This window comes from Bremerella cremea, assembly GCF_003335505.1.
GTDB classification, from domain to species: Bacteria; Planctomycetota; Planctomycetia; order Pirellulales; family Pirellulaceae; genus Bremerella; species Bremerella cremea_A.
In genome coordinates, this window is sequence record NZ_QPEX01000045.1 from 303528 (window position 1) to 324214 (window position 20687).

Sequence of the window (20687 nt, forward strand, 5' to 3'; positions counted from 1 at the left end):
GACCTCCTATCCGATAGAGGTACTGCGGTAATTATCGCACGGAATTTATCTGCAGGGCAATCAGACGCAGCTAGTCTTTCGGTTTCTCGGTAGACTCCTCAGACTCCTCAGACTCCTCAGACTCCTCAGACTCCTCAGACTCCTCAGACTCCTCAGACTCCTCAGACTTCGCTGCTTCGTCTTCGGAAGCAGGGTCCTTCGCTTGATCTTCATCGCTTGGAGTTTCCGCCGCTTCTTCTGACATCGGCGCGGCCGGCTTCTCTTCCTGCTCTTCAGTCATCGGCTTTTCGGCCTCTGGTTTTGCAGCAGGCTTCGATGAATCCGCCGGTTCAGCCGCCGGCACATTGGGCTGCGAGAACGCTCGTGGAGACATCACTTCGGGCTTCAACGGACCAACACCTGTTTGGGCACCGGGTTGCTTGGGTGCAGCCGACAGTTGATCCCGCTTAAGCTGGATCTTGGCGATGTCTTCTTCAGAGACAACATAATACCAATCGGCAAACTTATCATTCAGGTCAAGAATCTTGAGCTTTGCGTCCGCTAAACGTTGATGATAAATATCCAAGACGCGGCCATTGGCGTCTTTGATTTGCTTACGAACCTTGGCTTGGGCTTCCACATCTTGCCCTTCGCCTTCCTTGATCTCTGGCACTTCTTGAAGCTCAGGCATGGGCACCATTTCTTGGGCGAACTCGGCTTGAACAAACAGATACTGCTGACGCTGATCCTTGTTTTCGCCACCGAGACGCTTGTTGCCAAACAGCAAGCGGTAGCGAACGGCATCTTTCGTCTGAAAGATCACTTCGCCGTTCACACCACAGATGCTGGCCTGATCTTCCCCGGGCAAGGTGTACGGCAAGAAGCCAGTGGCGACCAGCGTTCCCCAATCTTCCTGTTGCAGATCCTGGATCTTGAAATCCTTCTTCAGGGTATCGGCCAAATGAACCGGCTTCGGCACGACGTCGACAATTGCCACATTCTTAAGTGCGTCTCGAATCTCATTCAATCGCTCGTTATTCAACACGGTGCCGGCGGGAAGTTCGGCAGGCTGTAGTTTAGCGGGATCATTTGCGGGTGGCGTCTCGAACTCTACCAGATCCCAGGAGTTCGCCGCTTCGTTGAAAGCGACTTGCGCATCCATTTGCGGAACAAAGCTGACACCACCTTGCTGCGTTAGCTGCAACGAGTAATTGCGGAAGTGCAGGGCGAAGACATCAAATGGATTGACCTCTAGTAAGTCTTTGTCGATCCAGTCCGAGAACTCCGTCGAGAAGACGGTTGGATTGAGCTTAACCAGGTAAACCCGATTACGCCCCGGCACACGCACGTAGCGTAGCGCAGGGTTCTCTTTATCAGCATAGCCAACAATCAAGTTAACCAGAATCTTATCTGCCGAGTCTTTAATCGCGATCATCTGCCCCACGCCTTCGTCGGCAGCGGTTAGCGATTTGGCATTTGGTTCGACCACCCCATAATCGGGCTGCTGACTCGGCGAAGCCTCGATCACGCGCAGGACTTTCAGGTCGACCAGGCTAACGGCGGCCTTAGTCATGTGCTCGGTCGCGTTGGCGGGATAGCCTCCCTTGGTGACGATTTGCCAACCATTTTTTGTATTGGCAACTTCGAATTTTCGGATCGTGGCCCGCTCGGGATCGAAGCGGGTGATCACCATCGATTGAGCCAGGAGCGGATCGTTGAATTCAGGAAAAAGAGGCTTGTTGACTTCTTCTTCCGGAGCCTCGTTGATCGCGACCGGGCGTGACGCGTAGGCCCAACCACCAACAATGGCGGCGATGATGACAAAGATGGCGGTTTTGGCTTTTTCACTCATAGCAATTCGCTCGGCGAATAAGTGCAATGGATTGTATCGAGAGGAATCGTACGTAATCGGGAAGCAGGCTTACTTGATAATGCGGTCTTTCGACAAGCCTTCCCGTTCCTTGAGTCGACGCAGCACGAACACGACAATTCCGATCACAATCGGCGGAATCGGCGGCAAGGCGACGGCCAATGTTTTCACTTCGTTCTGGTAGGCCAGAACTTTACGGTTTAGCTCGCGCGAGATTCGTTCCTGCTCACGTTGGAGATTGGCTTCGATTTTGGCGACGGCCGCTTTCTGCTTGTTCTCGACGTCGGCCTGACGCTGCGCAAGTTCCGATTGCAGGTTTTGAACTTCCTTGACTTCTTCCGCTCGAATTTCACCTCCTTGGGTAGCCCGAGCGTTCAAGTCACGGATGCGTTTGTTCAACTCGTCGAGCGGTTGTTGTAGCTCTTTTTGCAACTCGTCTTGCTGCTGCTGGGCACGCAGCGAGGCATCTCGCAGAGCTTCGTCTCCTTCTGCTCTGGCTTTTTCGGTCAATGCCTCCATCAATGCCAAACGGGCAATCGGTTCACTACGGCTGCGGATGGGGATGTACTCGTCTTCTCCCGCCAACTTATCAAGCAAGTTCAGCAAGAAGACGGTATTATCCAACTGCATTTCCGAAGGATCGCCACTTACAGCTCGCATCTGCACGAATGCGCTATGCAGCAAATCGATGTCCGCGACCATGGCAACATGAATTTGGGGTAGCTCTGACTTGGCATCCGCTCTCTTTTTTTCACTCTCGCTTGCTTGTTCGTCCGTGGCATCTTCGCCAGAATTTTCCACTGCGGCAGCGTTAGCAGCCAGGGAAGGGGGTGTGCCCTGGATCAACGCGGCCAAGACAAACGGATCAGGCAAGCCGCCGGTTGGCCCCACGGCGATCTGGCGTTTTGCGTCCAGGCGACGCTTATCTTGGGCATAGGTCATCAGATCTTGGAAAGAAACCGTACCGATCTTGGTTCCGGTCGAAACGAGCGGCGTAAAGGTCATCGTTTTGGGGAACCCTGGCTGCTTCTGAATTGCCCCTGGGAAGAGAAACAACATTTCACGTAAACCTGCGGTCACGTCGACTTGATTATTCAAGGCCGTGTAATCAGGGGCACCTGGCACAAAGGGATCGGCGAAAACGTATTCCTTGGTAATCACGCCCAGCTTGCTGAGGCGGACTTCTGGGTTGTAATCTTGCCAAACGATGTACGGTTGATAATAAAGATCGGTCGGCAACTGCTTGCCAGGCATCTGAATGTGTAGCAGATCCCACAGTTGGCGAATGTCTCCCTTCGGTTCCGCCGGTTGACGGCCAGGGAAAGGACTTCGCTTTTCCTGGCCAATCGGCGTGGCAACTCCCATTAACGTGGGCGCCGGATCGTCGAAGATTGCCGTAGGAATGCCTGCTTTAACGGCAGCTACCAAATTCTGCATCCCCGTCGGGTTCAGACTCGAAGGCTGCACTGCCAACAACACGTCAAACGACGCCGGATCGATCGGCACATTGGGATCGATCTCGCTCACGTCGAACTGTTTTTCCAATTCGGAGATAATCAGTTGCGGCGGAATGTTTTGGAAGCCTCCGAGTGGCGACTGCTGTATGCCACCGAAAAGCTGGGCATCGGTGGCCAGCACGCCAAGTCGCTTGCGTTTCTTTTCCGACACCGTACCAATCGAACGTACCAGTTCGTATTCTACCGGCACGCCGGCGTCGAAGAAGGGGATAACCACTTTCTCTAAACCGCTTTGCACGACGGCTCCGAGGATGACCTCTTCCTGCGCCAACGCTCCTCGTTCTTCTGAAGGTAAAACACGTGGTTCGATGCCGTAGGTCTCGCGAGCGATATCGGCCGTTTCGCTAAAGGGCTCCAACCCGTCATGAATGACGACGTTGATATTCGATCCATTCAAAGCCCGAAATTCATTCAGGTAGTTGATCACATCGAGCTTTGTCTGAGCGTGTGACTTAGGAACCTTACCACTGACAAACGCCTCGATCCGGATCGGCTGTTCGGTCGAAAGGTTACGGACTAGTTCTTTGGTTTGTGGTAGCAAGCTGCTCGTGCCGTTTTCGGTATAGTCCCAGCGGACGTCATGAATCACAAAGGCCAACGTTCCGGCAAAGGCAATCACGAGCAAACAGGCCGCTCGGATGAAAAAGTGCAGCAGCAGCGATTCGCCATCTTTGCCCCCCAACCAATGCCGGCGGCCAATGAGCACCATCGATAAATAAATGCCCACCACCGTCATCATCAGGAAGTAAACCAGCGAGCTGATCGAAACCACCCCACGGCCAAAGTCGGCAAACTGTTTACCCATGCTTGCTTCGCTGAGGAAGCCAACCCAATCGTTTTGCGTGACGAACGCATCGGAGTATTGCAGCAGCACAAACGGAGCGTTGACCAGGATTCCTAGCACAAAGCCCAGCGTTAGGTTGTTGGTCATGAACGAAGCGACCATCCCCAACGAGATCATCGTGAGCCCGATGAACCAGTAGCCGATGTAGGTCGTGAGAAACAGCCCCACATCCATCGAGCCAAGAGAAAGGCTATCGAGCACGATAAAGTTACAAACCTGCGAGAAAATCAACGAGACGCTAAAGACCGACACAGCGGCCAGATACTTGCCGATCACGATATCGAAGTCCGTCGCCGGTAGGGTCAGCAGCAGTTCGTCGGTCCCCAATCGTTTTTCATCCGCCCACAAGCCCATCGTGATGGTTGGGATGAAGATCAGCATGATGAGCGTGATCTGCCCGTTGAGTTCATTCAGGTTGGCCAAATTAGCATTGAAGAACTCGTGCGGCCAAAACGCGGCCATCGAGGTCAGCAACACGAAGATCGCCAGAAAGACGTACCCGGTCGGGTTGCTGAAGTACGCCTTAAAGTTTCGCTTCATCACCGCGTACGACGCCTTTTTGACCATCGATAGCGGAATCAGCAGCACGAAAAATGCCAAAGCGAACAGCAGATCAAACAAAACGAGTGTGAGAAGTTTGAAATAAAATTCGGGAGGCATCGAGGTATACATGAATGTTGACCGTATGGCTTCTTGAGGAGTCGGGGATTCGATCGTCCAAACAGGGCAGGGGAGGCTAATTCGCTGGGGCTGGCTCTTCACCATCCGGGGTCGTCAAAGCGTTCACCCCTTTGGTCATGCGGTAGAAGGCATCATCCAACGTTTCGCCAGACTGTTTCATGGCGTCGATACTGCCATCGTAAATCAAGCGACCTTCATTGATCACAATAGCGCGGGTTGCCAGGGCGTCGACCTCTTGGAAAATGTGTGTCGACAAAAGAATTGTCTTCTCCTGTCCCAGCCGGCGAATCATATCACGCACGCCGCGGATTTGGTTGGGATCGAGCCCGGAAGTCGGTTCGTCCAAGATCAGCACTTCTGGCTCGTGCAAAATGGCCTGAGCCATGCCGACACGCTGCTTGTACCCTTTAGAAAGCTTGGCGATCGGCTTGTGCAGCACCGTATGCAGGTTACACAAATCGACCACGGCCTCGATTCGCTCTTTGCGACGCTCAGGGGACATGCCACGGGCTTCACCGATGAACCACAACAAGCTATGCGGAGTAGCATCGGGATAAAGCGGGCCATTCTCAGGCAAGTATCCCAAGAGGGCCGAGCCTTGCAGGCGCTGAGTGGCCATGTTGTAGCCAGCAATCCGAGCAACCCCTTCGCTAGGCGCCAGGTAGCCGGTCAACAGTTTCATGGTCGTGCTCTTACCGGCACCATTAGGACCGAGAAAAGCCACTACTTCTCCACGATGCACCTTAAAGTTGACATCGCGCGAGGCAGCGAAGATTCCATAGAACTTGGAAAGGCGGTCCGCTTCGATCATCGGCAGATCGGCGTTTTGATCAACCATATCAGTTCTTCTTCTGGGCTATCCGAAAAGAATAGGGCAGGGGACTCCCAATGAGAGTCCGACCTTATTATGCAAAGTCAAAACAAGTAGTGTAACGCAAGCGCCGGAAGACATAAACTCCGGTCTGATTAAGACTTGCCTAAACCGACGGCAGTATCAGGCGACTTTGTTACACCATATTGGACAATCGCAGCGGGAGATGGCGATTCCACTGCTGGTTGTCCATCTGAGGAAAATCCATCCGCAAATGAACCCCGCGAGATTCCTGCCGTAGAAAGGCTGCCTGGGCCATGACTCGGGCCACGACCAGCATGTTTTGCAATTCCCAACCACGGGGGTGGTCGAACTGCTGCGGCAGGACATACCGGCACCAAGCTTCGATTGTTTCAATCGCGTCTTCCAACCCATGCGCTTCACGCCGAACACCAACGTTCCGCCACATGAGGCTTTTTAGCGAGTTGCGAATGTCCTCTAAATCGAGCGGTTCGCTCTCGACGGCGACAGGATGCTGCAGATTGATCGCTTCGAAGCGGTCCGGCATCGCGAGCGCACCTTCTGACGCGTTGCGACCGGTCCTTTTACCGTATACGAGCCCTTCCAGCAAACTGTTCGAGGCCAAACGGTTGGCCCCATGCAAACCGCTGCTGGTCACTTCTCCTGCGGCCCACAAGTTGGGGATCGAGGTCCGCCCATCTGTATCGACGGTTATTCCCCCAATCATGTAATGTGCCCCAGGGCGAACCGGGATTCGATCGGTGGTAATGTCGATCCCAAATTTTCGGCAACTGGCGTCGATGCCTGGAAATCGGCGTTTGACGAATTCAGCATCGAGATGTTCCATCGTCAGATAAACATTCGGATGCCGCGTTAATTCCATTTGCGAAACGATCGCCTGCGAGACGATATCGCGCGGGGCCAGTTCGCCACGTGGATCGTAGTCGGTCATAAAACGACGACCGTTACGATCGACCAAGTAGCCTCCTTCACCTCGCACCGCCTCGGTAATCAGGCTACGGCTGCTTCCAGCGATATAAAGAACCGTCGGATGGAATTGCATGAATTCCATATCGCGGGTTTCTGCTCCGGCTCGCAAGGCCATGGCAATTCCGTCGCCAGTGGCTACGCCGGGGTTGGTTGATTCGCGATATATTTGCCCCACGCCGCCCGAAGCCAAAATCGTTTGCTTGGCCCAAATCAGGGTGCGACCATGCTTCTCATCCGAAGCGAGCGCACCACGGCAGACCCCGTCGTGGGTGATTAGGTCTTGGGTGAATTCGTTTTGCCAGATTTGAATGTTGGGAAGCGAACGGACCATTTCGACGACTGAGCGAATCACTTCTTTGCCGGTCGCATCACCTAGTGCATGGACAATTCGATCTCGACCATGGCCACCTTCCCGCGTCAGGGCCAGACGACCATCAATCCGATCGAACTCGGTGCCCCATTGGATAAGCTCTCGAATACACTCTGGGCCTTCCTGCACCACCAGATCGACCACTTCTTTGTCGCACAAACTACCCCCGGCAGTAATCGTATCGGCGACGTGATCCTCGAAGCGATCTTCTTCATCCAACACACCGGCAATGCCACCTTGAGCGTAGTTGCTATTCGATTCTTGGATCTGCTCTTTGGAAAGAATCAACGCCGAGAGATCCGGATCGATTTCCAAGGCGGCCCGTAAACCGGCGATGCCCCCGCCAATGATCAGCACATCGGTGAAGTAATGGGAAACACTTTTCGGATGAAAAGGGACGAGGTATCGAGGGACGTGAGGTGCCATGCGCCTTACATGGTTGCATCGTGCATGGCAGAGAAAGCACCACCCACGTTGCCAGTGGGGTGGGGTTCGGTTCCCTGCACAGTATGCCCGGTTAGTTGAAACTCTGGGGAATTCGTTATTTTCATTAACCGAGGCTCTATTGAGAAGCCCCCTTGAGGTAGGCCCGATATTGCTCGAGAAACGCAGGTGGAGGCATCGTGCGCTGCGTATCTCCGGAACCACCAGCGGTGGCCTCGCGAGACTGAACGCGGCGGGTTGTGTCTGCCCCACGAGAAAGTCCCAAGCTCTGCAATGCTTCGTTTAGTTTGCGTTTGGCACCGGTATCGGAAGAGTTGGCGGCCTGTTTCATCTTTTGCCAACGCTGCATGAATCGCTGGAAATCGTCTTTGGTCCAGCCCAATTTGTCGAGCATCTCTTGATCGGGGCTCCCTTCTTGATGCTTCAGCTTATCGAGCACCATGTCGGTTGCCTTCTTGGCGTATTCCAAGTTTGCGGCATCTTCGCCTGGTTCGACGATTGGGCCGTCGTAGTTTGGTGTTGAATTGCCCGCTTCCAAGCCGCCACCTTGCGGGATGGCCGAATTGCCAGGACCGCTTCCATTTTGCTTCGGATCCGATTTTTGTTGTTGGGAATCTTGCGGGCCTTCTTTCGAGGAAGCGCCATTTTCGCCAGGCTTCTCTCCTCCAGGTGCTTGCGAAGTCTGCGATCCTTGCCCTTGCTCTTTTCCGCTGGAGCCGGTTTGCTGCTCGGCTTGGGGGCCGTCGCCACCTTCCTGGCCGGTTTCTCCCATGCCTTGCTGATTGGCGACACCCGCTCCTTCGTCCCCAGCACTCGTGCTGCCGGCACTGTCGTTTCCGGCTTGCTTGGCAGGCTGTCCACCACCAGGGCCGCCGCCACCACTTTCATCTCCTTGTTGATCCCCCTTGCTTTGCGATTGCTTGTTGCTGTTGGAAGGAGATTTTGCAGTCTCGCCTTGCTCACCCTTTTTGCCGTCTTCGGAATGGGTATCGTTCTTACGCTGCTTGTTGCTTCGGTCGGCGCTCGATTCGGGACTTCCCTTGTCTCCTTCGTTTCCTTCGTTACCAGCCCCAGAGTCGCCGTTGTCTCCAACCCCTTTGTCGCCGGGGCGTTCCGATTCGTTCGACAGCTTAGTGTCGGTATCTTTGTTGACCGCACCACCCTTGTTCTTGCCGGACCCCTCTTCGTTATTCTGCGTGTTTCGCTCGGCCGCTTCTCCTTCGTTATTATCTTTGGTGCCGGGCTGACCGTCTTGCTTTTCCTGATCAGTTGCGTTCTGGCCATCCGCCGATTTCTCTGGCTTGGTTCCATTGTCGACGCCCGTTCCATCCGGCTTCATCCCATCTTGCTGTCCATTCGAGCCATCTTCGCTTTCGCTCTTGCCCGAGCCCTGGTTCTTTTGATCGGGCTGGCCCATGTTTTGGTTCTCGGAGCCTTTGCCGGCGTTGTCTTGCTTGGCCTGATCGGATGGTCTCTGTTCGCCGTTAGGTTCGCCACCGTTAGTTTGGGAAGCGTTCTGCGGGGAATCGCCGTCCTGGTTGGTTTGCTCAGGGTTCGCTTGTGGCTCAGCCCCAGGCTTTTGGCCACCAGCGTTTTGTTGCTGCTGTTTCTCTTTCAGATACTCCTGCAATTGCTCGAAGGCATCACCATCTTGCGAACCATCGGAAGCGATGGGATCTGGCTTCCGCTCGACGGTGGAGTTTTCGTTAGGCTGAGTCGAAGCATCTCCTTTTTGGAGTTCTCCCGACTTGTTCGGATCGCCTGGCTTACCGTTCCCCTTGCCACTGGGGCTTCCTGCTTGATCCGATTGATTTTGTGCGCGGTTCTGATCGTCTGAAGAAGTCGATCCCTTGCCTCCTTGGCCGCCAGAGCCTTTGGACTGCGATTCTTGGCCATCCTCTTGTTGCTCGGAACCGGAAGACCCACCTTCACCCATTTGCGACTGACCATCTTGCGGTTCACCCTCTTGGTTGCCTTCCTGAGAATCGGCACCTTCGCCAGGTTGTTGCTGTTGGTCTTGCTGCTGCTCACCGTCTTGAGGCTTGGCAGAACCGGTACTTCCTTTGCCCGATTCCTCTTGGCTTTGCGAATCGTTTTCGCCTTCCTGCGGCTGGTCGTTCTTGCCTTTCACGCCATCCTGACCGGAATTGCTCTGCGAACCATCCTCTCCCTTAGCATCTTCGCCTCCTTCCGATTTTGGATCTTCCTCCGACATTTCTCCCTTGTCGCCAGCTTGATCTTGCTTGCCTTGACTGCCGGAGTTGTCAGCTTGCTGGTCGGAGTTCTTTTCTCCTTCGGCGTTGTTTCCTCCTTCAGCGTTGTTTTCATTCGCTTGACCGGGCTGCGAATTGTCTTGCCCGGCTCCCTTAACCGGAGCGACAATCCGCACGGTAAGCGGGCGAGTTTCAGCCGTGTTGGGCTTCAATTTACCGTCAAAGTCAGTCCGCGTATCTTCAGTGACACCAACCAGCTTAACGACATCCCCTTCCGCCAAACCATGCTTAGTCGGCACGAAGTCCCAAGCTTCCATCGCCTGTCCCGTTTTCGGTTCGCTGAGAATGGCTTCATTGAACAGCGATTTACCGTTTTGCTTGGCGACCACGCGAATTTGGCGAATACCGAAATCCGGGTCGATCGCTCTCAGCTTGGTACGTAGCGATTGGTTTGCAGGGACTTCCACTTCGAAAGCCCTGGGCTCAATCCACTCGACCTCCGGTGGCAAATCTCGCTGCACATCAATGTGATAGAGCACCGGGTGCGGGTTCATCACACCATCTTCCGTGCGAAAGCGGACCTGGTACGAACGAAACTTGCCTGTGGTTCCCGCTTGGTTAAGCTCCAAAGGAAAGCGAACCCAGGCCTTATTCGGTGCCTCGGTATCGACTTTCATGGGAATGGTATTGAGCGTGACGACAGGGCCACCTTCGATTGGATCGAACTCGATATATGCCTTTTGAATCGGACGGTTGGCAACCGCCCGTAGCGTAACCATCGTCCCTTCGATCGCCCGAATATGGCCATCCCCTTCTTGCTCACGTCCGGGCTCACGGGTGTAAGCGGGGAAGTCGTAGCGTAGCGAGGCAATGTCGATGGAGGGAGCTTCAAGCGTGATCACGTCGTAATCACGTGTGACCGCGTCGCCTGCTTCGATGCGATAGGTCAGGTCTTGCTGGATGCCCGACTCCGAGGTTTTCAAGAGCGTCCGAAATGAAAAACCATCGTCGCCCACTTCCAGGGGCATCGTCTGATCAACCAATTGGCCATCTTTGGTCGAATAGACGACGTTCAATTTGTCGGACGAAGCGAAATCGTAAATCTTGGCGGTGATCTCCAGGCTTTCGCCTTGGTAAATGGAAGTCGAGCCAGGCTTAACATCTTCAATCTTCACGCGCGATGGGCGAGCGATCTCTTGCCACGGGAGCAACACCCGAGCAACCGTTTGCAGAGGGTCTTTCGGTGAGAGAACTTTATACAGCCCAAACAAAATCGCCAGCGCCGCCAAGACATAGCCGATTCGAATGGCTTTGGTGTAGTCGACCAGATGTTCTAACTTGAGCGACGAAACATCGGAGGCCGCCTGAGTTTCTACCGCATCGAGAACCGCTTTACGCGTCCCTTGCTGATTTTGGCTGAGAAACAAAAAGTTAAGCAGGCTGTTTTTAAGGGTAGGCTGTCCTTGCTCGATGATCCTGGCAGCATAGAGCGGATTGATCGAATGAAAGAGCAGGGGGACGACATAGATCCACAAGAAAGCGACTGCCGCCCCGACATAAACCAGAAAAGCGGCCAGCCGAGCCCAAAATCCCAGGCCAATCACCCAATGGTCGATCAGAGCCAGCGTCAGCAAAAAGAGCAGCGATCCAGCAGCAAAGAGTAACAAGCCAGCGGCTAGTTCGGCCAGCTTCACACTACGCCGGGTACTGTTGATCTTCCGGCGAATGAAGTCTTGCCCGCCCGATGGTGTAGGACGCGATTCAGCCGGTTTCAGGGTGCTTGGAGCGTCAGTGGACATGAATGCTTCTCGGCGATTGCCACGGGAGCGCCGCATTGAGTAACAATGCGCGCACAATGAGGAAAAGTAGGAACCTACCTATTATAAGAGACGATTCCCAGAAGGCAGCCTTTTTGCAGTAATTTGGGCATTCTAGCCCGTTTACTGGGAGTTTTTACCGAGATAATCGGTACGATTCGAGGTCTGCGACACCTGGCCGGCAATCCCCCTCAAATAGGCAAAAAACACTACCGTTGCAGCGGCAAGGTTTTGGCGGTGGCAAAGAACTCGCGCAGCTGCTGCTGTTCGGCAATCGAGAGTTGGCTACCGTCAACGTAAACTTCGTCGATCCGGGCCAGCTTTCGCAGGTAAGGCAAATCGCTTGAGCTGATGGGGGTGTTGAAGAGGGCCACGCCCCGCAGGTTGGGGAGCGTCGCTAACTTGGTAAGCTTTTCGCCGGAAACCTGCGTATTGCTTAGGTCGATCCACTCTAATGTCTTGATCTTGGCCAAATGATCGAGCACATCTCCGTCGAGCTTGGTATCGTTGAGGTGAATCTCGCGTAGACCAGGCAAACAACCGAGTTCCGCAATACCGCTATTGGTGACATCGGTATTATTCAACCGCAGTACGTGCAGTTGATTAAGCGACTTCAACTGCGAGAGGCCACGATCGGTTGGCTTAGCAAACGAAAGATCAAGCGTTTCCAACTGAGGGAAGTTGCTGACTGAAGTAAGAAATTGATCGCCAGCCATTGTATTGCTGAGATCTAAGTTTTGCAACTTGGAAGCCGGGCTAGGCATCGAGCAAGGAGCATCCGCAAATGTTGATTTGGCCACGGATAGCTCTTCCACATTGGGCATGGCGGCTAGTTGAGCCAACCCGGTCATCGACAATTTCGTTCCTTCAAAGCGGATGGCAATCAGGCTTGTTATTTGCGAAACCTGGCTGGCGACTTCGTCATTTATCTTTTCCCCTTGCAGCGAGAGCTTATCGAGATTCGGAAAGTCACCCTGCTGCAAATACCACGGCCCGCTTAAATCGGCATCCGAGACCTTGAGTGTCGACAATCGCGGGAGACGCTTGAGGTAATGAAAGCTTTGTTGGGTAACCGGCAGCGTCTCTAGCTCGATATGCTCGAGGTTTTGCAGTTCTTCCAAGTACCAAATGCCATGGTCAGATACCTTGGTTTCGGCAATACGTATCGCTTGAAGGCTGGGAATTTCAGCCACCGTAGACATGCCGCTGTCGTCTAAGCTTTTATCAAGTTGCAATTCAGACAACTGCGAAAGCTGACGCAAGCAATTTCGTACTTTGCCGGCAGAGGGGGTGTTGTGTAGGGCCAGCAATTTCACCGACGGAAGCTGCAGCAACAACTCCCAGTGCGAGTCTTGCATTTTCGCTCCATCCACTCGAATGCAGCCGTACTCTGGCCAATTGACAATCTCGTCGGAAAGCGAAGCGCCATAACCGAACAGGCAACCTCCTTGTTCCAACGTGTTGACAATCCGATCCAATTCTGGATCGACGGCACCGCCGATGCCAGCAGGAATCGGCGGCATTCCAGGAGGCTGAGCGACAGCCATGCCAACCACGCTCAGAGAAGCCAGAACCGTCACGAAAGCAAGATAACTGTGCCGCATTGAAAACCCTCCTGACCGATCGGGAACGACCGATGTAACATTTCCCGATTTGTCCGTCCTTGTACATTCCCCAGATGTAGTAACTCATTGAACGTCAGAAGCAGGGAAAGTTCAATATCGGAAGGTGCTTTACCGTCAGATTTCGGCGAACCTCTTCGTTACTGCTCAAAAAAGTTGGCACACCGAACCCCCAAACGCATCGCGAAGGATCATTCACTCAATTACCGAGCGGGGCAATGATTCGCAGGTTGGGCAACTTCTCGCTTAACCAATCGATGCCTGCCTGGGTGACGTCGGTATTACGCAGATGCAAAGTTTCCAACCGTTGGGCGTCGCGTAGGTTCTCTAGTCCTTTATCCGTGATCGGCGTGAGGTGAAGATAAAGGTAATTCAGCGACTTTAGTTTGCTCAGCGGAAGCATCGCGGCGTCGATTAGGTTCGATTTGGAAATGGCCACATGCTGTACTTTTTCCAGCCCTTCGAAAGCATCGAAGTTATCCGCCGGAAATTCGCAGTTATGCAGATTTAAATGCTCTACCCCGCTAAGCTTACGAAACAGCTGCATGTCTGCGGACTGGAACGTGGCGTTGGATAGGGTAAGCGTTTTTAGCTTGGATAAGCTGGCTAGTGATTGCAGCGTACGACCAGGAATATTACCCAGGCTGATCGATAAGGTATGCAGCTCGCGCAGGTTTTCGATTCCGTTTAACGAGACATCTTGGGCGTTGTCGTCGTAAATCGACAATTGCGACAACTTCGGCAACCGCGCCAAGTAACTGAAATAGTCGCCAGAGTCGGCATCGACCTTAATCGAGAGTTGTTCGAGATGGGTGAGTTCTTCCAGGTACCACAACCCCACCGGCGTAAACTGTTTGCCATCGAGTTGCAACGAAATCAAATTGGAGAAGCGAGCAATTTGCATCAGGTCTTCGTCGGTTGCTTTTCCGAAAACATGCAAATGCTCGAGTTCGCTTAATTGAGTCAAAACGTTCCAAGTTCGCGGGCTCAACTCAAAGCCTGCCCCTAGCCATAACCGCTCGACACGTGGCAAAGACAGCAACGCCTGAAGATTTTCGTCGTTCGCGCGAGTACCGTAGAGATTGACGTAATAGGTCGTCTGCTCTTCGTAATTCTCGTAGAAATCGACGTGGGCCCCATTTTTTTGCAGCAACTCAACTGCCCGCCGGATCTCGGGGGATTCGTAATTGCGATCATCAGCTAGTAAACCGGTAAGGTTTCCGCCGCACAAACCAAGAACCACCCCTGCGATTAGCAATCGAATCTTGAATTGCAGTAAGAACATCAAGGGTTCCTTCAAAGGAGGCGGGGGGCCAAGGGCCGATTTCCGCACGGCAGCGAATCCGATACCATGCGGGTGTCAGCGTTAATCGCTGAAATCACAACAATTTCTGCATATCCCGATCGGCGATCGGCTGTCGTCACATCCAGATCGTCGTTTTCAATTATAAGGTAAATGGTATGGCAGACGAGCAAATTTCTGCCCAACTCGTCGTGCTGGACGCCTCGGACAACGTCGCGGTCGCCCGCACTAATATCGCCGCAGGCACGCCCTTGACCTGCGGGGGTGCCGATTTCGCGGCCCTAGATCCTGTTCCAGCTGGCCATAAAATCTCAGTTCGCCCCATTAAACGTGGCGAGGCGGTTAAAAAATATGGGCAGATCATCGGCCAGGCAACCAGCGATACCCGGCCGGGCGAGCACGTCCATAGCCACAACTTGGCAATCGTCGATGTCCACGCCGATTATGCCGCTTGTTCTCAGATTCCCGATCCTCCGGCCCCCATTACCGATCGGACCTTTGAAGGCTACGTACGAGCCAACGGCAAGGTCGGCACGCGGAACTATCTGGCCGTAATCAGCACGGTGAACTGCTCGGCCAGTGTCGCGAAGTTCATTGCCCAGCGATTTCCGCCGGAAGAATTGGCGAAATACCCCAACATCGATGGAGTGATCGCTTTCAAGCACGAGGCGGGCTGCGCCATGCAGTACCAAGGGGACGCCCATCATACGCTTAATCGCTTGATGGCCGGTATCGCCAGGCATCCCAATGTGGGTGGCTTTCTTCTGGTTGGCCTGGGCTGCGAAACGGGGGCGATGGGTTACTTGCTGCAGGAACAAAATCTGGTGCAGATCGAAGGGGTAGGGGGGCCAGACCGACCAGGCCCGCTCGTCCTTTCGATGCAAGACATGGGTGGCACGTTGAAGACCGTCGAAGCTGGCATCGCGCAGGTTTCTCAGATGCTTCCCCAGGTCAACGATGTTCGCCGACAAACGGTTTCGGCCAGTCATTTATGCGTAGGGCTCGAATGTGGCGGAAGCGATGGTAACTCAGGAGTTACCGCCAACCCGGCACTTGGAATTGCCAGCGACCGAATTGTCGCTTGCGGCGGAACCGCAATTCTGAGCGAAACTTCCGAAGTCTACGGAGCCGAGCACTTACTCACCCGACGTGCCGTCAGCCCTCAGGTCGCCGATAAACTGGTGGAAAGGATCGAGTGGTGGAAGCATTACGTCTCGCTGTTCGGTGCGCAGCTAGATAACAATCCATCGCCAGGGAACAAAGCGGGCGGCTTGACCACTATCGCAGAGAAGTCCTTAGGGGCGGTCGCGAAAGCGGGCAGCACGGCTTTGGTTGATGTTTATCAATATGCCGAACCGGTAGAAGCCAAGGGCCTGGTCTTTATGGATACGCCAGGCTACGACCCAGCCAGTGTCACCGGCATGGTGGCTGGTGGAGCGAACGTGGTTTGCTTTACGACCGGGCGAGGAAGCTGTTTCGGTTGCAAGCCAACCCCTTCGATCAAGATCGCCACGAACACCCCGATGTACGATCGCATGCTGCCTGACATGGACATAAATGCCGGCAGCGTTCTCGAAGGGGAATCGATCACTTCCGCCGGCGAACGCATTTTCGAGGAAATCCTCGCGGTTGCCAGCGGCAAGCCAACCAAGAGCGAACAGCAGAATATCGGCGACGAAGAGTTCGTGCCTTGGCTGGTTGGCCCCACGCTGTAAGCTCGGCTGGTTGCTTTGCAATTTCCTCAGCGGCGATCTACGATGCCGGGGGCGGCATCCTCGCCAGCGTCGGTCTCGCTTTTTCAATTTTCCTTTCCAGAAAGTTGCCCCTTGCGTATTCTGCTTGTGCTGATTGCCAGTTTTCTGTCCATGCTTGTTTCGTTTTCAGAAATCAGTGCCGCAGAGTTTCTGAGCGGGCGTGAAGTCACCGTCGCTGCCGACGAAATCTGGGAAGGCGATCTCTACATCTCAGCCCAATCGGTTAACGTTGCAGGAACGGTGAAAGGGGACCTTGTCGTTTTCAGTCAGGCACTTCATGTCACCGGTCAGATTGAAGGAGGAGTCTTCGCGGCTGCACAGCAAGTTCTGCTGGAAGGGGAATGCGCACGCACATGCCGCATCGCTTGCCAGGCCGCTGAGGTCGGGGCCGGGGCCCAACTTGGGGGCGACTTAGTTGTGGCAGCCTATAGCTTAGAGATCAAGCAAGACGCGGTTATCTCAGGCGACCTGATTTATGCCGGCTTTCAAGCGATGTTAAAGGGTGAGATCGAGCAAGACGTTTGGGCTGCCGTGAATCGTGCGGAACTGCTAGGCCAAGTTAAGCAGGAACTCAGCATTACGACCGCAAGTAGTCACACGCCAGACTGGCAGCCGCTCGGTCAATTTTGGCCGGGGACGCCGTTAGTTTCGATACCGCAAGTCAAACCAGGGTTAACCATTGACGCAGGGGCCACGATCGGCAGCAAGTTGATCTACCATTCGCCAGAGGAAGCCAACATCGCTCCCCAGGCGAATATCACCGGCCCCATCGAATGGATCGAGCCGGAGCCTCCGCTGAAGCCAGAAAACGAAAACTTGAACTACTTCTGGCAGCAAGTGAAACGCTTTCTGACGATCTTGGCCATGGGGGTGCTGATGATCGTGGTTTGCCCTCACACAACCGGGGGTATTGTCGAACAAATTCTTCAACGCCCGATTGCGAGCTTTCTAGCTGGCCTAATCGCCGTACCACTTGCGGTAGTTTTGTCAGCGATCGTGCTTGCTTTGATTGTGGCCGTTCCGATGGCCTTCGGCTGGTTGCACTTCGATGGCCTTGCCGTCGCTGGTTCGCTTATCGCCTCATTAGCCGCCGTGCTCTACCTGGGAAGCGTGGCGTTCTATTTTGTGTTCGGCGCGGCGGTGGTTACCTGCATTACGCTGGGGTGTGTTGTTTTTTCCGATCAAAGGATGACCTCGCGTTGGGCGTTGATCGTAATGCTCGGCTTTGGCCTGATCTTTTATATTGTGCTGACATGCGTGCCTTACCTAAACGTTGGCATCATCGCCGCCGCAATCCTGTTTGCTTTTGGCGGCATCTTTCTTTGGTGTATGGGTAAGGTCCTGAAAGGCGGCCAGCACGAAAATTCTCGCGAGGCTGCCGGTTCCTAATCAGGGAATCACTTCCCCAGAAACGTCCAATGATTGAACGTGGCGGCTTGGCCTACGTACTTGCCGGCTTGGTCATGTAGGTTCCAGACAATCGCTTGTTCGATTTGAAATCGCCGCCCAGAAGCAGAAATACGAATGCCTCGATAGTCATCGACATACCCATCGCGCGTGGTTCGCTCAAGCAGTTGGGCACGTTCGTCGCGGTGCATTGGTTCGGCAGTCAGGCGGGAAGGCGTCTGCAAGAAAGACTCGGCATCCATCTCCCACAGTTGCAAAGCCGTCTGGTTGCCGAACGTCAAGATTGGGTCGGCAGCATTGTTGTGCGAAACGACAACAAAGGGGGCCTCATAAACTCGCCTGGCATCTAACGCAGGGTCACCACTGCGGGGCACCAGTTGCTGGCCAAGTCGATGCTGAAAAGAGTCGAGAAGAATCGGCAAGAGTTCCGGCCAACCATGATTCATCCAAGGAGCCGCATCGGGGTACTGCTGGTTCACGAAAAAATCTTATTGCTTATTAAGAGGGGCGATCACTTGCAGGGTAGGCAGCGCTTTGGCAAGCGCGTCGACACCGGCCTGTGTGATATCGGTTGAACTTAGCTGGATCATGCGTAGCGACTTGGCCTTATGCAAATGAGCTAGTCCTTCGTCCGTGATTTTTGATCCACGAACATACATATAGCGAATCTTGGGGAGCTTGCTAAGTGGTAAGAAGACGGCATCGGTCATGTCGTTGCTTGAAAGCTGAATTCGTTCTAGCGACGTCATCCCCTCGAAGGCATCCACCGGGTTGTCTTTGAAGTGGCAGCGATAGAGGTTGAGGTAGGTCACCTTGTTCAACCCGCGAAAGATTTCCATTTCTTCCGGCCGGAGAAAAGTTCGCAACAGATTCAACGACGTCAATTGGGATAGCTGTCCGACCTCTTGCAGGTCGGTCCCGGGAACGTCTTGGGCATCGATGCTGAGCGAAACGAGATGCTCGAGTTTTTGTATGCCCGCTAAAGAAACGGGCTTGTCTCTAGAAAGGGAAAGAGAGACATCCTCTAGATGCGGCACCCTGGCCAAGTAATCGAAGTACGGTGCGCCGTCTTCGTCGAGCGAGAGGGACACGCGTTTCAAGGAAGTCAGTTCTTCCAGGTACCACAGGTCTTCGGGATTCAAATTATTGGCTTGCTGCAGCGTCAGCGTTTTTAAGTTCGAGAAGCGAGCAATGTTAGGTAGATCGTATTCCTGTAAATCCCCCGAGATAGAAAGCGTGGTAATCTCGCTTAACTGAGCCAGAGTGTTCCATGCCAACTGATCTCGTTTGAAATTCGGACCTACCGACAAGCGATCAACCTTAGGCACCACCAACAACGCGGCGAGATTCTCAGGGTTGGGAACCATCGAATGAATATTGATGTAATAAGTGACCTCTTGTTTGATCCGGAAAGGATCTCCGATTCGTCCTAGAGTTGTCGAGTAGAAGTTGACCGTGGCTCCTTGCTTCCGCAGATACTCAATCGCCTGCTTGATTTCTGGAGATTCATATTGCTGACCATCGGCCCGCGCCAGCGGAGGGAGAAAACCGATCACGCTCAGGCAGCCAGCCAAGAACACCCAGCGAAACAACGAACGAAAGCAATTCACGGTCGAGTCCTTGCAAGAGCGTGGCCAAGTTACTTATGGCAGTAGTCAGAAGAGAACACTTCAATCCATGGGCAAACTCTGCTCACGCAGATCCATGCCCGCGATCAGGAAGCGACTTTTATCGTAGGCGATTCGCGTTGAGAGTGCGAGAATTCTGAGAAAATAAACCGCAAAGCGCGTTAATTATTTTGAACCGGCGCCGAGACCTTCATCTTAGGACGCTGCTCGTTGATCCACTTCACCCCTTCGGGCGTTACTTTCGTATGGTACAAGTAAACTCGATTTAACTTGGGCATCTTCGCCAGATGCTTTAAACCATCGTCGGTAATGTCTGAGCCGCGAACGTACATGTAGTTCAACTCAGGCAAATCGACCAACGTTGCCAGCGAATCGTCGTCGATTGGCGTGTTGTAGACCTGCAACCTCTGCAGCTTGGAGAGGTTTTTAAGGGCTGACAGATCGTTTGTTCCCAACTTGCAGTTCGTGAAATTGAGATACTCTAAGCCCTTGAGCTGTTGAAACATCATCTCCAAATCGCTCGCGGCAAACTCGGCATTTGCAAGCGTCAACAGTTGCAGATGAGATAGCTTCGCGATCCCTTTAAGTTCACTTCCCTGGATCGCGCGAGCATTGACGTTGAGCGATCGTAATTCTTTCAGATTTTCAATGCCGTCCAAAGAGACCGGTTTCGTCCCATGCAGATGCAAGATCAACTGACTCAGCTTCGGCATGTTCGGCAACGAAGTAAACGAGGCTTCGTCGTCTCCATCGACATGAATCGACAAGCGTTGTAAGTTTCTCAGCTCCTCCAGATACCAGAGGTACGACGAATCGACATCTCCAAGGCGAATTTCCAACGACTGCAAATTCGAGAACTCGGCAATGTGCTCGATATCTTCGTTCTTCAAGCTATCCATGATCGACAAGTGTTGCAGTTCACCGAACTGGGAAAGCGTCTTCCATGTCCTATCGCTCCGGTCGAATTCATTCGAGAGGTAAAGCCGCTCCACCTGAGGCAATACCAACAGAGCCGAGAGATTCTCGGCGGTGGCCTTCATCTCGTACAAATTCACGGTATAGGGAACCGAATACTCTTTCTCTCGCTGGGCGTTGGCAGGACGAAATGCCCCAGTCCGCGGCATATTGAAATGAACCCGCGCCCCGTTCCCTTGCAAGTGCAGAATCGCTTGGCGTATCTCGGGCGACTCGTACTTTCGCTCTTCCGCTTGCAAAAGCGGTACCGCAAACAGCACGCTAAAAAAGCAACAGTACCCTGGAAGGGTGAATGTGTTCATCATGGTAGAAGCCCTGCGAGCGCCCAGAATCCGATTGGTGCCAAGCAGTCTCTATGGTACGCCATGAGCGAAAAAGATGCGAATAAATCTCGCCACCAATCGATGACCACGCAGTGCCTCGCCATCGCTCAGCTCAGCG

General features: G+C 53.7%; 12 protein-coding genes. 2 read left to right on the forward strand and 10 right to left on the reverse strand.

Going from position 1 to position 20687, the window contains the following annotated elements:
* Window positions 1-70: 70 nt before the first annotated feature.
* The 7 genes from DTL42_RS22060 to DTL42_RS22090 form a co-directional block, all read right to left on the reverse strand.
* Entirely contained in the window at window positions 71-1831 is a 1761-nt protein-coding gene (locus tag DTL42_RS22060; RefSeq protein WP_114372258.1) for a DUF4340 domain-containing protein, read from the reverse strand.
* Window positions 1832-1900: 69 nt separating this feature from the next.
* Entirely contained in the window at window positions 1901-4870 is a 2970-nt protein-coding gene (locus tag DTL42_RS22065; RefSeq protein ID WP_158545513.1) for a Gldg family protein, read from the reverse strand.
* Window positions 4871-4946: 76 nt separating this feature from the next.
* Window positions 4947-5729, reverse strand: a complete 783-nt coding sequence (locus DTL42_RS22070; protein WP_114372262.1) for an ABC transporter ATP-binding protein — start codon at window positions 5727-5729, stop codon at window positions 4947-4949.
* Window positions 5730-5898: 169 nt separating this feature from the next.
* Window positions 5899-7509: an L-aspartate oxidase gene (nadB, locus tag DTL42_RS22075; RefSeq protein WP_114372264.1), complete on the reverse strand. Its 1611-nt coding sequence runs from the start codon at window positions 7507-7509 to the stop codon at window positions 5899-5901.
* A 136-nt stretch (window positions 7510-7645) separates the two neighbouring features.
* Window positions 7646-11539: a hypothetical protein gene (locus tag DTL42_RS22080; protein WP_114372266.1), complete on the reverse strand. Its 3894-nt coding sequence runs from the start codon at window positions 11537-11539 to the stop codon at window positions 7646-7648.
* Window positions 11540-11766: 227 nt separating this feature from the next.
* Window positions 11767-13161 (reverse strand): leucine-rich repeat domain-containing protein, encoded by a 1395-nt coding sequence (locus tag DTL42_RS22085; protein ID WP_114372268.1) that lies wholly within the window; start codon window positions 13159-13161, stop codon window positions 11767-11769.
* 217 nt (window positions 13162-13378) lie between these two features.
* Window positions 13379-14464: a hypothetical protein gene (locus DTL42_RS22090; RefSeq protein ID WP_114372270.1), complete on the reverse strand. Its 1086-nt coding sequence runs from the start codon at window positions 14462-14464 to the stop codon at window positions 13379-13381.
* 176 nt (window positions 14465-14640) lie between these two features.
* Here DTL42_RS22090 and DTL42_RS22095 point away from each other — a divergent pair, with 176 nt between their 5' ends.
* The gene (locus DTL42_RS22095; RefSeq protein ID WP_114372273.1) at window positions 14641-16197 is read left to right on the forward strand and encodes a UxaA family hydrolase; all 1557 of its coding nucleotides are present in this window, start codon (window positions 14641-14643) and stop codon (window positions 16195-16197) included.
* A 111-nt stretch (window positions 16198-16308) separates the two neighbouring features.
* Window positions 16309-17625, forward strand: coding sequence for a hypothetical protein (locus DTL42_RS22100; protein ID WP_147274403.1), 1317 nt, complete (start codon window positions 16309-16311; stop codon window positions 17623-17625).
* Between the two features lie 8 nt (window positions 17626-17633).
* On the opposite strand, the gene DTL42_RS22105 is transcribed toward DTL42_RS22100, so the two are convergent.
* From DTL42_RS22105 to DTL42_RS22115, 3 genes are all read right to left on the reverse strand, one after another.
* The gene (locus DTL42_RS22105) at window positions 17634-18122 is read right to left on the reverse strand and encodes an MEKHLA domain-containing protein (protein WP_234824314.1); all 489 of its coding nucleotides are present in this window, start codon (window positions 18120-18122) and stop codon (window positions 17634-17636) included.
* 9 nt (window positions 18123-18131) lie between these two features.
* Window positions 18132-19253, reverse strand: coding sequence for a leucine-rich repeat domain-containing protein (locus tag DTL42_RS22110; RefSeq protein WP_114372277.1), 1122 nt, complete (start codon window positions 19251-19253; stop codon window positions 18132-18134).
* Window positions 19254-19432: 179 nt separating this feature from the next.
* On the reverse strand, window positions 19433-20551 hold the full coding sequence (locus DTL42_RS22115; RefSeq protein ID WP_114372279.1) for a leucine-rich repeat domain-containing protein: 1119 nt from the start codon (window positions 20549-20551) through the stop codon (window positions 19433-19435).
* Between the last annotated feature and the right edge of the window lie 136 nt (window positions 20552-20687).

Coding starts and splice junctions, on each gene's coding strand:
- DTL42_RS22065 (WP_158545513.1), bottom strand. CDS start 4,870: ATGCCTCCCGAATTTTATTTCAAACTTCTCACACTCGTTTTGTTTGAT.
- DTL42_RS22115 (WP_114372279.1), bottom strand. CDS start 20,551: ATGATGAACACATTCACCCTTCCAGGGTACTGTTGCTTTTTTAGCGTG.
- DTL42_RS22090 (WP_114372270.1), bottom strand. CDS start 14,464: ATGTTCTTACTGCAATTCAAGATTCGATTGCTAATCGCAGGGGTGGTT.
- DTL42_RS22060 (WP_114372258.1), bottom strand. CDS start 1,831: ATGAGTGAAAAAGCCAAAACCGCCATCTTTGTCATCATCGCCGCCATT.
- DTL42_RS22085 (WP_114372268.1), bottom strand. CDS start 13,161: ATGCGGCACAGTTATCTTGCTTTCGTGACGGTTCTGGCTTCTCTGAGC.
- DTL42_RS22080 (WP_114372266.1), bottom strand. CDS start 11,539: ATGTCCACTGACGCTCCAAGCACCCTGAAACCGGCTGAATCGCGTCCT.
- nadB (WP_114372264.1), bottom strand. CDS start 7,509: ATGGCACCTCACGTCCCTCGATACCTCGTCCCTTTTCATCCGAAAAGT.
- DTL42_RS22070 (WP_114372262.1), bottom strand. CDS start 5,729: ATGGTTGATCAAAACGCCGATCTGCCGATGATCGAAGCGGACCGCCTT.
- DTL42_RS22095 (WP_114372273.1), top strand. CDS start 14,641: ATGGCAGACGAGCAAATTTCTGCCCAACTCGTCGTGCTGGACGCCTCG.